At 73.1% G+C, this 15,117-nt stretch carries 13 protein-coding genes; 5 read left to right on the forward strand and 8 right to left on the reverse strand.

The annotated features are described in order from the left end of the window. Positions 1-24: 24 nt before the first annotated feature. From ACZ7J0_RS03500 to ACZ7J0_RS03510, 3 genes are all read right to left on the reverse strand, one after another. A complete protein-coding gene (locus tag ACZ7J0_RS03500) occupies positions 25-1,767 on the reverse strand; it encodes a pyruvate dehydrogenase (protein WP_470883555.1) in 1,743 nt (580 codons plus the stop codon). A gap of 27 nt (positions 1,768-1,794) precedes the next feature. Then, complete coding sequence (locus ACZ7J0_RS03505) at positions 1,795-3,429, reverse strand: protein phosphatase 2C domain-containing protein (protein WP_470883556.1); 1,635 nt, start codon at positions 3,427-3,429, stop codon at positions 1,795-1,797. Positions 3,430-3,620: 191 nt separating this feature from the next. Beyond that, positions 3,621-4,256 (reverse strand): hypothetical protein, encoded by a 636-nt coding sequence (locus ACZ7J0_RS03510; RefSeq protein ID WP_470883558.1) that lies wholly within the window; start codon positions 4,254-4,256, stop codon positions 3,621-3,623. Between the two features lie 145 nt (positions 4,257-4,401). Here ACZ7J0_RS03510 and ACZ7J0_RS03515 point away from each other — a divergent pair, with 145 nt between their 5' ends. From ACZ7J0_RS03515 to ACZ7J0_RS03525, 3 genes are all read left to right on the forward strand, one after another. After that, entirely contained in the window at positions 4,402-5,385 is a 984-nt protein-coding gene (locus ACZ7J0_RS03515; RefSeq protein WP_470883559.1) for a helix-turn-helix domain-containing protein, read from the forward strand. Between the two features lie 87 nt (positions 5,386-5,472). Beyond that, on the forward strand, positions 5,473-5,955 hold the full coding sequence (locus tag ACZ7J0_RS03520) for a DUF456 domain-containing protein (protein ID WP_470883561.1): 483 nt from the start codon (positions 5,473-5,475) through the stop codon (positions 5,953-5,955). A 168-nt stretch (positions 5,956-6,123) separates the two neighbouring features. Then, positions 6,124-6,516: a PPOX class F420-dependent oxidoreductase gene (locus ACZ7J0_RS03525; RefSeq protein WP_470883563.1), complete on the forward strand. Its 393-nt coding sequence runs from the start codon at positions 6,124-6,126 to the stop codon at positions 6,514-6,516. 267 nt (positions 6,517-6,783) lie between these two features. Here the strand turns inward: ACZ7J0_RS03525 and ACZ7J0_RS03530 are convergent, their stop codons facing one another. From ACZ7J0_RS03530 to rsgA, 3 genes are all read right to left on the reverse strand, one after another. Then, a complete protein-coding gene (locus tag ACZ7J0_RS03530; protein ID WP_470883565.1) occupies positions 6,784-7,230 on the reverse strand; it encodes a GNAT family N-acetyltransferase in 447 nt (148 codons plus the stop codon). Positions 7,231-7,249: 19 nt separating this feature from the next. Then, on the reverse strand, positions 7,250-8,590 hold the full coding sequence (locus ACZ7J0_RS03535) for a DNA-3-methyladenine glycosylase 2 family protein (RefSeq protein WP_470884115.1): 1,341 nt from the start codon (positions 8,588-8,590) through the stop codon (positions 7,250-7,252). A gap of 73 nt (positions 8,591-8,663) precedes the next feature. Next, complete coding sequence (rsgA, locus tag ACZ7J0_RS03540; protein ID WP_470883567.1) at positions 8,664-9,770, reverse strand: ribosome small subunit-dependent GTPase A; 1,107 nt, start codon at positions 9,768-9,770, stop codon at positions 8,664-8,666. Between the two features lie 429 nt (positions 9,771-10,199). Between rsgA and ACZ7J0_RS03545 the strand changes: the two genes are divergently transcribed. Continuing rightward, entirely contained in the window at positions 10,200-11,870 is a 1,671-nt protein-coding gene (locus ACZ7J0_RS03545; RefSeq protein WP_470883569.1) for a hypothetical protein, read from the forward strand. 60 nt (positions 11,871-11,930) lie between these two features. Next, positions 11,931-12,701, forward strand: coding sequence for a bestrophin-like domain (locus tag ACZ7J0_RS03550; protein WP_470883570.1), 771 nt, complete (start codon positions 11,931-11,933; stop codon positions 12,699-12,701). Positions 12,702-12,762: 61 nt separating this feature from the next. On the opposite strand, the gene ACZ7J0_RS03555 is transcribed toward ACZ7J0_RS03550, so the two are convergent. Both ACZ7J0_RS03555 and ACZ7J0_RS03560 read right to left on the reverse strand, forming a co-directional pair. Beyond that, positions 12,763-13,626 (reverse strand): geranyl diphosphate 2-C-methyltransferase, encoded by an 864-nt coding sequence (locus tag ACZ7J0_RS03555; RefSeq protein ID WP_470883571.1) that lies wholly within the window; start codon positions 13,624-13,626, stop codon positions 12,763-12,765. A gap of 60 nt (positions 13,627-13,686) precedes the next feature. Continuing rightward, complete coding sequence (locus ACZ7J0_RS03560) at positions 13,687-15,114, reverse strand: family 2 encapsulin nanocompartment cargo protein terpene cyclase (protein ID WP_470883573.1); 1,428 nt, start codon at positions 15,112-15,114, stop codon at positions 13,687-13,689. Positions 15,115-15,117 lie beyond the last annotated feature (3 nt).

Genomic DNA, 15,117 nt, shown 5'->3' on the forward strand with positions numbered 1-15,117 from the left:
GCGCCCCCGGAGGCCATCCGGTCCTCAAAGGCGGGGGACGTTACGCAGGTTGGAGCGGGCCATCTGGAGCATGCGGCCGACGCCACCGTCGAGGACGATCTTGCTGGCGGAGAGAGCGAACCCGGTGACCATGTCGGCGCGGATCTTCGGCGGAATGGACAGGGCGTTCGGGTCGGTGACCACGTCGACCAGCGCGGGTCCCTTGTGTCTGAAGGCGTCCTTCAGCGCGCCGGCGAGCTGCTTGGGCTTCTCGACGCGGACGCCGTACGCCCCGGCCGCCCGGGCGATCGCGGCGAAGTCCGGGTTCTGGTTGTGGGTGCCGTACGAGGGAAGTCCGGCCACCAGCATCTCCAACTCGACCATGCCGAGGGAGGAGTTGTTGAAAAGCACGATCTTCACCGGCAGGTCGTGTTGGACGAGGGTGAGGAAGTCGCCCATCAGCATGGAGAACCCGCCGTCGCCCGACATGGAGACGACCTGCCGTCCGCGATCGGCGAACTGGGCGCCGATCGCGTGCGGCAGGGCGTTGGCCATCGAGCCGTGGCTGAAGGATCCGATGATCCGCCGGCGCCCGTTGGGCGAGAGATAGCGGGCCGCCCAGACGTTGCACATCCCGGTGTCGACGGTGAACACGGCGTCGTCGTCGGCCAGTTCGTCCAGGACGGAGGCGACGTACTCGGGGTGGATCGGAACGTGCTTGTCCACCTTGCGGGTGTAGGCCTTGACCACGCCTTCGAGGGCGTCCGCGTGCTTCTTCAGCATCTTGTCGAGGAACTTCCGGCTGGTCTTCTCCCGCACGCGCGGGATGAGGCAGCGCAGGGTCTCGCGCACGTCTCCCCAGACGGCCAGGTCCAGTTTGGAGCGGCGGCCGAGGTGTTCCGGGCGGACGTCGACCTGGACGATCGTGACGTCGTCCGGAAGGAAGGCGTTGTACGGAAAGTCGGTGCCGAGCAGGATCAGCAGGTCGCACTCGTGGGTGGCCTCGTAGGCGGCGCCGTAGCCGAGCAGTCCGCTCATGCCGACATCGAACGGATTGTCGTACTGAATCCATTCCTTGCCCCGGAGGGCGTGCCCCACCGGGGACTTGACGCGCTCGGCGAACTGCATGACCTCGGCGTGGGCACCGGCCGTTCCGCTGCCACAGAACAATGTCACCTTGTCGGCGTCGTCGATCATCCGTGTCAGCGCCTCGATCTCGGCGTCGCCGGGCCGCACCGTCGGGCGTGTGGTGACCAGTGCGTGCTCCACGGACGCCTCGGGGGCCGGCTGGGAGGCGAGGTCGCCGGGCAGGGTCACCACGCTGACGCCGCCCCGGCCGATCGCGTGCTGGATCGCCGTCTGGAGCAGCCGGGGCATCTGCTGCGGGTTGGAGATCATCTCGTTGTAGTGGCTGCACTCGCGGAAGAGCTGCTCCGGGTGGGTCTCCTGGAAGTAGCCGAGACCGATCTCGCTGGAGGGGATGTGGGAGGCGAGCGCCAGGACGGGGGCCATCGAGCGGTGGGCGTCGTAGAGTCCGTTGATCAGATGGAGGTTTCCCGGGCCGCACGATCCCGCGCAGGCCGCGAGCCTGCCGGTGATCTGCGCCTCGGCGGCGGCGGCGAAGGCGGCGACCTCCTCGTGCCGGACCTGGACCCAGTCGATGGCGGGTGTGCGGCGGATGGCATCGACGACGGGGTTCAGGCTGTCGCCGACAACTCCGTACATCCGCCGCACTCCGGCGCGGACGAGGATGTCGACGAACTGTTCTGCCACATTCTGCTTGGCCATGGATCCATCAACCCATGACGTGTGACATTACGCCTCCCAGACTGCGACACCCGTACGGTCGTCGGAGTACCCCTTCACCCTGAGCTGGGTGTCCGCGAGGAAGGCGGCCAGGCCCGGCGGCTCCCGGGTCGCCCACCGCTCGGCCAGCTCCTCCGCGAGGGCGGGCTCGCCGCGCAGCGGCTCGGCGAGGCCGTGGCCCGCCAGCAGCAACGTGTCGCCGGGGCGGGCCACCGAGGCACGGAAGCGGAACGGTTCGGACGGAGGCGGCAGCGGGGCCTCGACGTAGGGGGACGGGGATGTGGTGATGCCCAGGTCCATGGTCAGCCGCTCATCGTGCGGCCCCTGCGCCCCGGCCCGTGCGTCGGGCCCGGCGTCGGGCCGCGCCTGGGACGGCGCGCCGGGCGGCGGCGAGCCGTAGCCGACCACGGGCTCGCCCCTGACGGCCGCCGGCTCGGCGACCCGCGGCTCCAGGTCCTGCCAGGCACCGTCGCGCAGCCGGAAGAGTCCGCCCTCGCCGACGCCGAAGAAGACACGTGTGCGGCACTCGGGGTCGGCCGACAGGAGCAGGCACCGCAGGCTGGCGGTGTACTCCTCCGGTGCGACACCGAGTTCGGCGGCGCGGGCGCGCAGCCTGCCGAAGGAACGGTCGGTGAGTCGGTGCAGTCCCGACTTGAGGTCGCCCCGGCGGCCGGCCCGGATGTCCTCGGAGAGCCGGATGTGGCTGCGGCCCACCGCCTCGCCGATCCAGCGGCAGGCGTCGGCGGCGGCGAGATGGGCGCCTTCGGCCGCGCGTGTCCCGCTCGCCAGAGCGACGAGCACCAGCGCGGCGGCGCCTTCACCGAAGCGCGCGGTGATGAGCGAGTCCCGGCGCGGCTGGCCGCGGTAGCGCGCGGAGTCCCCGCGGACGGAGGCGGCGCGCAGTGTGTACGTGCCGTACCGCGCACCGTCGAGCACCGTGTCGGCGACCAGCTCCCCCAGTTCGTGCGGTCGCGCCAGGGGCAGGGCGGTGGGCTCGGGCGCGTAGGTGGGCGGTCCGTCACCGACATGGCCCGTACGGGGTGGTGGTACCGAGGCGACGGTGGGGGGTTCGGGGGCCGTGGGAGCCCGGTGTGGCGGCGGAGGCGTCTCGGCCACCGGCGGGCCGGCCGGCCGGGGCGGCGCGGCGGGCGGGTCCGGGGGTGGGTCGGCGGGTGTGGCAGGTGCGGCCGCGGGCGGGGCGGGCGGCGGTGCGGTCGGGGGGTCGGCGAAGGCGCGGGGTCCGACGGACGGCTCCGGGGGCTCCCACGGTGCGCGCGGCCTTTCCGCCCAGGGCCGTGCGGGCGGTTGTACGGGAGCCGGTGGGGCCGTGGCCGACAGGGCGTCGTGTTCCCACCAGGCGCGGGGGCGGGCGGCTTCGTCCGGCTCGGCCGCCGCCACTTCTCCCGGCCCCAACGGCTCGCCGAATCCTTGCGGTTCCGGGCCGTCCTGGCCGTCCTGGCGGGGGCCGGGGCCCTTCACGGTCTCGGACGCCGAGCCGAAGCGGTCGTCGAGGGTGTCACCGGGACCCGCGCCGGCGGCCGGTCCGGGCAGCGCGCCCGCACCCGTGTCCGGCGCGGCGTCGTCGTACAGCTTGTCCCACCAGTCGTCCGCGCCGGTGGGCTGCCTCTCCCCCTGCTGACTCATGCCCTTATTGTCCACCGCGAGGGGCGTACGAAAACGGGGCATCCGGAAAAAGCGGCGGAAAAAGTAGTCCGCCGGACGACCCCACCCCCCACGGGAAGGACGCCCGGCGGACCGGCGTGATCAGCGCACGTCGTAAGCGCGGACCACGGTCTGGGTGACGGAGGCGCCATGAGCGTCCGTCAGTTCGGTTCTCAGGGTGACAGGCCTGCCGCCGCGCCCTTGTGGTTCACGGGCGCGGTCCACCGCCCGGCGCGCTGCGAGACCTTCGCGTCGGTCCAGGTCGCGCCACCGTCGTAGGAGTACGCGAGCGTGGCCGGGGTGAGGGCGCCGGGCGTGTGGCCCGCGTGGCCCGTCACGGTCAGGCCGATCGTCTGCCCGTCCGCCGCGGCGAGGGTTTTGAGGCCGTCCTCCGGCAGGTCGTACCGGGGGAACAGAATCGGAATGCCCTGAGAGTAGACGCTCTCATCGAGCTGGGAGGTGCATTTCCAGAGGGAGTTGACGGCGGTGGAGCGGTTCCACACCCCGCTGCCGATCTTCGTGGTCCGCTGCTCCAGCTCATATGTCCGCTTGCCGGACGGCACGTCGAAAACTCCGAACGGATGACCGCTGCTGCCGAGCTCCTGACCGTCGGCGCGCAGGGTGGACGGGGAGGCCGACGCCGCCGGCCAGGCCGGTGCTCGGGTACCGGCGGCCGGGCGGCCACGGACGGCGCGAGCGCGGTGACGGCGGCCGGGGCGGCGGCGGTCGCCGCTCCCCGCGCCGTACGCGATATCGGGCGCATCGCTCTCCCCAGGTGATTCCGCCCCAGGAGCCCACAAAGGGCGCATGTACGGAGGCTGTTGGTGCTGCGGTGGCGCCACATTGGCAGAGGAACGGGTAGTACAGGGATGATGGCCGAGGCGGGAATGCGCCGTGGCCGATTCCCGCCACTGCGTGGTGGAACGAGATCGTCCGGTGAGGGGTGGGGCAGCGGTGCTGAGTGCGATTGGTCTCGACGAACGCCAGGAATCCGCGTATCGCGCGCTGGTCGCGCTGGGCGCGGCCGAGGTCGCCGATCTGGCGCACCGGCTGGCCCTGCCGGAGACGGAGACGGAGCGCGCGCTGCGTCGGCTGGAGTCGCAGGGCCTGGCCGCGCAGTCCTCGTCCCGCACCGGGCGCTGGGTGGCGGCGCCGCCGGCGGTGGCGCTGGGCGCTCTGCTGACGCAGCAGCGCCACGAACTGGAGCAGGCCGAGCTGGCGGCCGTACTGCTGGCCGAGGAGTACCGCGCCGAGGCGGCGGAGCCGGCCGTGCACGACCTGGTCGAGGTGGTGACCGGCGCGAGCGCGGTCGCGCACCGTTTCCTCCAGCTCCAGCTGGGTGCGACGGAGGAGGTCTGCGCCCTGGTGACGGGCAGGCCGATCGCGGTCACCGGGATGGACAACGTGGCCGAGGAGCGGCCTTCGAACCGGGGCGTCGGATACCGGGTGGTGCTCGAACGCGAGGTGCTGACCTCGCCCACCGGGCTCGTCGAACTGTCGGCGGCCCTCAGCCGCGACGAGCAGGTCCGGGTCGTCGACCAGGTGCCGACGAGGCTGGTCGTGGCCGACCGGGCGCTCGCGATGGTGCCGCTGACCGGCCGGGGAGCGGAGCCCGCGGCGCTGGTCGTCCACGCGAGCGGGCTGCTCGAGTCGCTGATGGGCCTCTTCGAGGCGGTGTGGCGCGAGGCCCTGCCCCTGCGGCTGGGCACGGGCGGCCAGGTGGCGTGGGAGGACCGCCCCGCACCGGACGCCGTCGATCTGCAGATCCTGTCGCTGCTGCTGGCGGGGCTGACGGACGCGAGCGTCGCGAAGCAGCTGGAGCTGGGTCTGCGGACCGTGCAGCGCCGGGTGAAGGGGCTGATGGAACTGGCCGGGGTCTCGACCCGGCTGCAGCTGGGCTGGCACGCGTACGAGAAGGGCTGGGTCGCCCGGGTCTGAGCGGCCCGCGGGGCCGGGGGGCGACGCCCGGGCGAGCGACACCGGGGCCGGTGAGCGGGGACGGGTGCGTTCCTGCACGCTTGACAGATGGGTGTGTGGCAGCTCCTTCTGATCGGACTGGTGATGCTGCTCGGCCTGGTCGGGGTGCTCGTCCCCGGCGTGCCGGGCTCATGGCTGGTGTGGTCGGCGGTGCTGTGGTGGTCGCTGCACGAGCAGACGGGCCTGGCCTGGGGGCTGCTGGTCGGATCGACGGTGTTGCTGCTGGTCACCCAGGTGGTCGTATGGCAGCTGCCGCCCCGCAGGATCCGCGGGATCGGGATCACCCGGAGGATGGTGGCGTTCGCCGGTCTGGGGGCGCTGATCGGATTTCTGTTGCTTCCGGTGGTGGGGGCCGTCCCCGGTTATGTCGGCGGAATCTACCTCTGCGAGCGCCGGCGTCTGGGCGGCCACGGCCAGGCGGTCGCGTCCATGAGGAACGTGATGCGGGCGTCCGGCGCAAGCGTGCTGGTGGAGCTCGTCGCCTGCCTGGTGATCGTCGGCGCGTGGGCGGGCGCGGTGATCGGGAGCTGACCCGGGACGCCCGAGCGGTGTCGGGGGCTACCGGGCGCGGTGGTCCGGACCGGACCGGGACGGTGAGCGGGACCGCCGACCTAGGACTTCGACGGTAGGACCTCGACGGCACGGACTAGGACCGATCGCCGATGCGCTCCGTGGCGCGGGCGCGCCATCCTGAGCCCCATGACCGCATTCAGCGACGCCGAGCGCGACTATCTCGGCAGCCAGCGGCTGGGGCGCCTGGCCACGGTCGACCCGCAGGGCCGGCCGCAGGCCAACCCGGTCGGTTTCTTCCCGCAGGACGACGGGACGATCCTGGTCGGCGGGATGGCCCTCGGCCGTACGAAGAAGTGGCGCAACCTCCGGGCGAACCCGAAGGTGGCGCTCGTCGTCGACGACATCGTCAGCGTCAGCCCGTGGCGGGTGCGCGGCGTCGACATCCGCGGTGAGGCGGAACTGCTGGTCGGACCCCACAGTCTCGGCCCGCACTTCAGCGAGGAGGTCATCCGGATCCACCCGCTGCGGATCCACAGCTGGGGCCTGGGCGCCGACCGGTCTCCCGACGCGTCTTTCTAGGGAGTGTCCGGAAAGTATGGCCGTCCGCCCGAAGGGCGGGGCGCGCGGCGTCCGGTGCGTGCGATCGCAAGGCGCCGGGATGCCCTCGTAGCGGAGCTACTCGGGCATGTCGGCAACGCGGCGAGCGTGCGTGCAGGGCGTCGCCCGCCAGGCAAGACTTTCCGGACACGACCTAGCGCCGTCCGCGAACCGGTCGGGCGGCAGTCTTTCGGCGCGTCCGGGCGTGCGGACCGGCAGGCGCTCAGCTCGCTCCGGCGCGCGGACCGGTCAGGCGTTCGCCGGCAGGTCGATCTGGTACTTGATGAACCCGCGGTTGTCGGCGACCTGGTCGTAGAGCCGCCGGGCGGTGGCGTTGGTCTCCTGCGTCATCCAGTAGACCCGGCAGCAGCCCTGCTTCTCCGCCCACTCGGTGACGGCGGCGATCAGAGCCCGGGCCGCGCCCCTGCCGCGTCCCTCGGGAGCGGTGAAGAGGTCCTGGAGGTAGCAGACGTCCGGGCCGGACGTGCTGGGGTGGACGAAGAAGTGGGTGATGCCGACCAGCCGGCCGTCCAGCCACGCGCCGAGGGCGTGCAGCCGGGTGTCCTCCTGGAACGCCTGCCAGGAGCGCTCGTACATCGCCGCCGGTTCGGTCCGCCCGTAGAAGTCGATGTACGAGCGGAAGAGCGCTTCCCAGTCGCCGCGGTCGGACGGTGCGAGTCTGTCGATGGTGATCATCGGTCCACGGTGCCACGGCTCACGGCGCGAGGGCCAGGTAGCGCAGGGCGTAGGACCGCCAGGGCCGCCATTCCTCCCGAGCGGCGCGTTCGTCGGCCGCCACGTCGGGATCTCCGAGTGAGCGCATCCTGATGAGAGCGGCGGTCCGCGCGCCGACTCCGGGCAGGGCGAGCAGCGCCCGTTCGGCCTCGTCGCGGTCGGCCCCCGGGTCGAGCCGTACGGACCCGTCGGCGAGCGCGGCCGCCAGCGGCCCGGCGACCGGGTGGTCCATGAGCGCCGAGGGCTCGGGGAAGAGATGCGTGAGCCCGCCGCAGGTGGTGTCGAGACCGGTTCCGTACCTCTCGGCCAGCCGCGTGCTCTCCGCCGGGCCGACGAGCGCCCGGATCGCGAACTCCTCCGGCTCGGCCGCGCCGGGCGAGCGCAGGCCCGGGCGGGCGGCGACGCGCGCGCCGATGACGGGGTCGGCGCCGAGCCGTTCGGTGACGGCGTACGGATCGGCGTCCAGGTCGAAGAGCCGGCGCAGCCGCTGCACGGCGGTGGTGAGGTCGCGCAGGTCGGTCAGGTGGATGCGCGCCTCCAGCCACGGGCCCGCGGACTTCTCGTCGACGGCGACGATGCCGGAGCCGGAGGGCAGGCGCAGCGTGCGGCGGTAGGTGCGGGCGCCGGGCGCGCCGACGACCTCTTCGACCCGCTCGACCGCCTCGTCGGCGAGGAGGTCGAAGACCTCACGGGCGGCGTACGGGCCGCGATGGGCGAGGCGCAGCGGGACACCCGCGGCGAGGGCGGTCCGGGGGCCGGTTCCGGTGCCGGACTCGGCCCGCAGCTCGCTGGGGGTGCGGGCGTAGATCTGGCGGATGGTGTCGTTGAACTGCCGGACGCTGGCGAAGCCGGACGCGAACGCGATCTCGGTGACGGGCAGTCCGGTGGTCTGGAGCAGCAGACGGGCGGTGTGGGCCCGCTGGGCGCGGGCGAGCGCGACGGGTCCGGCGCCCAGCTCCGCGGTGAGCTGGCGCTGGACCTGCCGGGCGCTGTAGCCGAGCCGCCCGGCGAGGCCGGGTACGCCCTCCCGGTCGACGACGCCGTCGCCGATCATGCGCATGGCGCGGCCGACGACGTCGGCGCGGACGTTCCACGCGGCCGACCCGGGGACCGCGTCCGGCCTGCACCTGCGGCAGGCGCGGAAGCCGTGTCCCTGGGCGGCGGCCGCGGTGGGGAAGAACGTGACGTTCTTCCTCTTGGGGGTGACGGCGGGGCAGCTCGGCCGGCAGTAGATGCCGGTCGTTTCGACGGCGAAGAAGAATTCGCCGTCGAAACGGGCGTCGCGGCTGCTCACCGCCTCGTACCTGGTGTCCTCGTCCATCACGGGTCCAGTGTGCGCCGGCGGTGGGGGCCGGTCCGGCGGTTTTCGGACACCGCGCTGGGCGTGGCTCGGGCTACCGGACCCGTCCGCGCTTGGCCTGCAGCGCCGCCCTGCCCTCGGCGCCCTTGCGCTTCCAGTCCTTCAGGATCTCGGCGCGCAGCCGGGCGTCGGTCTTGGCGACGATGCGCTGGTTCTCCCGCAGCAGTTTGCGGTAGCTGTCCAGCCGCCGCTCGGGCAGCGTTCCGTCCTCCAGCGCGGCGAGCACCGCGCACCCGGGTTCGGTCCCGTGCGCGCAGTCGTGGAACCGGCAGTCCCGGGCCAGCTCCTCGATCTCGGAGAAGACCTGGCCCACGCCGCTCTCGGCGTCGTAGAGCCCGACGCCGCGCAGCCCGGGGGTGTCGATGAGCACGCCACCGCCGGGCAGGGTGAGCAGGTTGCGCGTGGTCGTGGTGTGCCGGCCCTTGCCGTCGACGTCCCGGGTGGCCCGGACCTCCATGACGTCCTCGCCGAGCAGGGCGTTGGCGAGGGTCGACTTCCCGGCGCCGGAGATCCCGAGCAGCACGCTCGTGCCGTCGCAGACGATCGCGGAGAGCATCTCGATGCCTTCCCCGGTCGCGGAACTGACGGCCAGTACCTGCACGCCGGGCGCGGCGGACTCGACGTCCTGGACGAGGTGGGAGACCCCGGCCGGGTCGGGTACGAGGTCGGACTTGGTGAGGACCACGAGCGGCTGCGCGCCGGACTCCCAGGCGAGGGCGAGGAAGCGTTCGATCCGCCCGAGGTCCAGTTCGACGGCGAGCGAGACCGCGATGATCGCGTGGTCGACGTTGGCCGCGAGGATCTGGCCCTCGGACCGCTGGGACGAGGTGGACCGGACGAAGGCGGTCCGGCGCGGCAGATACGCCCGCGCGTAGCGGGGGTTGCCGTCGGTGTCGACGGCGGCCCAGTCACCGGTGCAGATGACCCGAAGCGGATCGTGCGGGGTGACGAACGCGGTGTCGGCGCGGACGACGCCGTCGGCGGTGAGGACGTCGCACTGGCCCCGGTCGACGCGTACGACCCGGCCGGGAAGCAGTCCCTGGGCGGCGTACGGGGCGAACTCGGCCTCCCACGCGTCGTTCCAGCCGTACGGCGAGAGCGGGTGCGAGGACGTCGGAGCCTGAGAGGAGATGTCGGACAAGGGGTGACCCTTCACAAGGGTGGCCCCGGCACGCGCGCGTGACGCGCAGGTGTATGAGTGGGTGTCAGCCGGAGACCACGGGGGTGGGAACGATGAACTCCTGATCGCGGGCAGTGCCCGTCACCGTGACCGTCATCAATGTCCTCACCTCCTGGTTCCCTCTCCTCGCGCGCTGCTGCGGCGCGCGGACCGACAGGACGGGACCCTACTCCCGGCCCCGACGCACCGCCAGCGATTTAACGCGGCGGCCGCGTGGACGTCCGTCGGGGCGTGCGGGTCCGGCTGTCCGCCGGGGGTGCGGGTCCGCCATCGTGGTGGATTCGGCCACGAGCAGCGCAATGAGCGGGTCCCTCCGCTGTCTTCACCCCTCCCCTCGTCCGACGCTGGGCGCAGTCCGGCACACCCGAGGACCCGGGAAGGAATGCCTCCATGTGGGTCAGACCCCCCATCGCCCGCGCCAGAACGGTGCTTGTCGCCGCCGGGGTGCTGCTTCTGACGGCCCATGCGGCCGGCTGGCCGCTGGCCGCCCCGTTCGTTCCGTCGGCCGCGGCCGACGGTGCGGGCGCCCGTTCCCTGGACCTGGCGGTGACCATCAACACGCGGCCCGGCCGGGAGGCCGAACGTACCGGTATCCGTGTCGGACACCCCGTCATCAGGCGCTACGTGCTCACCAACCGTGGCGGCGCGGACCTCCGGCGCGTCACCGTGAACGACCCCGCCGTGCCCGGCGGGGTCGTCTGCCCCGGCGGGCGGAGCTTCCCGATGCGCGGACTGTCCACCGTCACGTGCACCGCGCGGGCCGTGGCGGCGCCGGGCCCGCACACGGCCACCGTCCACGCGTGGGGCGAGATCCCCTCCATCGGGGTACGGACCCAGGCCTCCGCCGTCGCCGGGTACCGGGGGGTCGGCGGCGCGCTGCGGCTCGGTGTGTCGGTGCGTGCGCTCACCCGGTCGTCCGCGGTGGTCCAGTACGTCATCGGCAATCCGGGCAACCGGACCGTGTACGACATCCGGCTCACCGACCCGGAGCTCCGGCCGTCGGAGATCGTCTGCGGCGGCCGTCCGGGGAATCCGCCGGAGGTACCGCCGGGGGCCACCGCGGTCTGCGTCGCGCGCGTCGGCGGGCTGCCGCCGGGTGAGTACCGCAGCGTGCCGGAAGTGCGGGGGAGCGACCAGGTCGCCACTCTCGGGCCTTCGGGCGCGGAGGTCACCGCGCCGAGTCTGCCGGCCCGCGCGACCACCCGCTTCACGGTGGGACCGGCGCCGCGTGCGGGTCTCCCGGGCGCTGGGGGCACGGTCCCGGGAGCCCCGGGCGCTCCTGCCGCGCCCGGGGCTCCGGGGGCGGCATCGGCGCTCGCGCCCGGAGCGTTGGTACGCGCCGGCGTGGTACCTCCGCCGAGGGCGCTCGTGCCCCCAGGGCCCCTGGCCCCGTCCGGACTTCTCGCGGCGCCGGGCGTTCCCGCGGCCCCCGGAGCCGCCGCGCCGGGTGGTGCCGCCGGGACGGCGCCGGGCGCCTCGCCGTTCTCCTCGCTGCTCACCGCCCCGGGGGTGGCTCTGCCCCCGGGCGTCCTCGGTCCTGTCGCCCCCGGAGGGGCGGTTCCGGAAGGAGCCGCGGCCGCGCCCGGAGCGGCTCCTCCGGGCGCGGCCGGAAACGTGGCGGGGACGGGTCCGGGTGAGGAAGCGGGCGCCGGTGCGGCGGACGATGCCGCCGCCGCGGCGCCGTTCGCCGCGCTGGCCCTGGAGAGTCTGGCGCTTCCCACGCTGCCGCTCGCCGGCACCGACGCTCGCGCCACGCCCCGGAGGAACGAGGCCGCCGGCCGGCCTCCTGGCGCGATCACGCCCGACGGCCAGGCACGGGACGGGCAGGCACAGGACCGGCAGGCACGGGACGGGCAGGCACGGGACGCCGGTGTCGCGCCGCCGCCGGGAGACGCGCGCGCCGAGGAACCCCCGGTCGCCGAGGACGCCAGCCCGCGTCTCATGCCCGTGCGCGCGGGCGGCACTCCCCGGCGCGAGGGGCCGTTCACCGTCGTCGCCTTCATGCTCCTACTCCTCATTCCCGCGGGGGTGGTGGCTGCCGTGGCGTCACGCCGGTCGTGACGGGAGGACCGGCCGCACCACCGACCAGCCGTCCATCGAGGGACCCACCGAGGGAGCGTCATGAACCACGTGGTCGAGATGCTGGTCCTCGGGTTGGTCGCCGCTCTGCTGGCCGCCGGCGCGGTCATCGTCTGGCGCCGCTACCAGCCCGACGGGGACGACGAGGAGAGCGGTGAGGAGGCGGCCGAGTACATGTCGATGATGATCGCCCTCCTCTACGCGCTGCTGCTCGGCCTCGCCCTGGTCACCGTCTGGGATCTGCGGGACAGCGCCGAGAGCCACACCGCCACCGAGGCGGGCGCCCTGCACCAGATGACGGTCCTCGCCGAGGGGATGCCCCCGGCCCAGGGCAAGAAGATCGACGCCCTCGCCGCGCGGTACGCCGCCCATGTGGTGCGCGACGAGTGGCCGCGCCTGGACGAGGGCACCGGTCTCGGCGAGCAGGGCTGGTCCGTCCTGCGGCAGTTGCGCCACGCGGCGGCGGCCCCTACCGACGCCACCCCGGCCCAGCAGGTCACGGCGCTGGAGCTGCTCGGCCAGCTGAGTGCGCTCGACGACGCCCGCCGGGGGCGGGAGTCGGACTCGCAGGAATCGCTGGGACCGGTGATGTGGGCCGGGCTGGTGATCGGGGCGATCCTGTCGATCTGTCTGCTCTTCATCTTCAGGATCGGGCGCAGTCCCAGCCAGTTGGTGATGGCGATGGGCATGGTGGGTCTGACCGTCTTCCTGGGCCTGGTGATCCACCATCTCGCCTCGCCCTTCGGCGAGGTGATGGGCATCGGACCGGACCCGTTCACGCGCTACTTCCCGCTGTCGGTGGCGGCCCGCTGAGCGCGTGAGGAAGCCCCCGGCGCCGGCCGGGGGCTTCGTCACGGAGTCGACGCGCGTGCGGTCAGACCCGGTCGGCGGCGATCAGGAGGTAGTGGAAGCTGCCCTCCTTGTACGCGGTCAGGAACGGGTCCTCGATACCGGTCGCCACCGAGCACTTCTCCCGCAGCTCCCAGTACGGGATGGTCTGCGCGGTGAGGTCCACGACGTTGATCGGGACGAGGTTGTTGGCGGCCATCGCCTTGAAGTACTCGCTGCGCGGGTGGATGTTGCAGGTGTAGTGCTCGTCGATGCGGCTGACGGCCTTGGACCGGCCGCCGGTGACGTCGTTGTAGCAGCCGGTGATGCAGACGTACCGGCCGCCGTACTCCAGGAGCCGGGAGAACTCGTCGAAGAGCTCGAAGAGATCCACGTACATGGTGGTCTCGTTGGTCCAGATGCCCCGGCGGGAGCCGGTGGCGAATTCCGTGGCCAGCATGTTGCGGAAGTGGAACTTCACCCGGTCGGCGACCCCGCGCTCCACCGCCTGGGCGTTGGCGAAGCCGACCTGGTACTCGGAGATGCTCACGCCGTCGACCTGGCAGCCGAAGCGCTGGTTGGCCATGAAGCTGGTGCCGCCGCGGCCGGAACCGGCGTCCATCAGGCGGTCGTTGGCGCGGACGGTGCCCAGGTGGTCGAGCAGGACCTCGGCCTGGGCGGTCTCGAGCCGGTGGAGTTCCTCGATGATGCGCTGGTCGCGGGTGCCCTCGGGGCCCTCCAGCACGGACGGGTCGTAGTCGCCGATGCCGTAGTGGTGGTGGTAGAGCCCGTCGACCTCGCCGAGCCTGAGGTTGACCGGGTCCTGCTGGTTGGTGTTCCAGTACTCCGCGACCGACTTCTGGTAGTCGGTGCGCAGCACGTCCGTGGCGACGGCGGTGGAAGTGGTCATGACGGTGGGGACTCCTTGCGTGTGGGGGGGTGTTCGGACGGGCGCGGGCACGCCGCGCGGTCAGGTGGTGGTGCGGTACCGGGCGCTGCCGGCGTGCCATTCGCGGTTGCCGCCGACCCAGGCCCATGTCCCGGCGAGGAAGCGGCGCAGCTCCGGGGAGCCGGTGGCGGCCAGCGCGGCGGCCTCGGCCTCGTAGGTGTGCATCAGCTCGTCGTGGATCAGGACGCTGCGCTCGACCGCTTCGGGCATCGAGCACTTCTCCTCGGCGGCGATCAGCATGGGCAGGCTGAAGTCCGTGGGGTCTTCCTTGCCCATCGAGTACAGATCGTTCATGAGGACGGTCGCGGTACCGGCCAGGTTGAAGGCGCGGCGGACCCTGGGGTCGGAGAACTCGGCCATCGGGACCTCGTAGCCGGCGACGGCGTCGACCAGCACCATGCACGGGATGAAGCTGTTCTCGTGGCGGTGCGTCAGGTACTCCCACACCGGCGGGGTCTGTCCCGTGGTGTGCCAGACGCCTTCCTGGTTGTACGCGACGAACATGATGGCCAGCTCGTGGCGCAGGCGGCGCACCTGGGTCGTCGAGGCGTAGTGCGCCAGGTTGTCCAGGGCGGAGCGGAGGGCGACCGCCACGGGGTCCTGGCGCACGACCTCTTCCAGCTGCGGCGCGTAGCGCAGCGGGAGCTGGGCCTGGTCGATCACGGAGTGGGCGATCGCCAGCCGCTGGCCGAGCACGTCGTGGCGGGCTTCCTCCACCTCACCGTCGACGATGTGGTCGTCGACGGCCCATTCGGCCAGGGCGCACTTCGCCGCCGCGAGCAGCCGGTCGGGGTCGTCGGACTCGGGGTGGGACAGCATGATCAGACGTCCGAAGTCGGCCGAGCGGACCTTCTCCAGCTGACCGGGGTAGATACCGACCTCTTCGGCCCACTGCACCAGGCGTTCGTTGACCACCTCGCCGAGGGCGGGGTCGTCGCGCACCGCGGGCGGACAGTACAGCGCGGGAGGCCGCACCCTGCCCTCCGGAGCCGCCGGGCGCTCACCGGGCGCGAGGCGGGCGGCCGAGGTGCCCCGGCCAGTGGGCCCCGTGGGCAGCGTGGGCCAGTCGGCGGGGGGCCGGGTACGGGCTCCGGGAAGGCGTGCGTCGGCGACACGCGTCGCCGTGATCCGTGTGGTGGTGATCCGGGTGCTGGAGAGACGGCTTTCGGTGCCCGGCGCCGCAGGCCGCTCCTGCGGGGCGGTGGCGGAGGGCAGGAGCGCCCTGGCCGCAGCGGTGCCGAGGCCGTGGGGTCCGGCGAGGGCCCGCCCCAGGTCCGGCTCCGCGGGCACCGGCGGGGGGCCGGCCGCGTCGGCCGGCGGCGACGGGTCCGCCGGCGGTCCGAAGAGATCCGGTTTTCCCGGGCGTTCGGGGTGGGCGAGCAGCGCGTCGACCAGTCCGGCCACCTCGTGCGCGGCCGCCGAGGAGGTCATCCGGGTCAGCAGTGACACCTT

This window comes from Streptomyces sp. NPDC038280, from assembly GCF_055600045.1.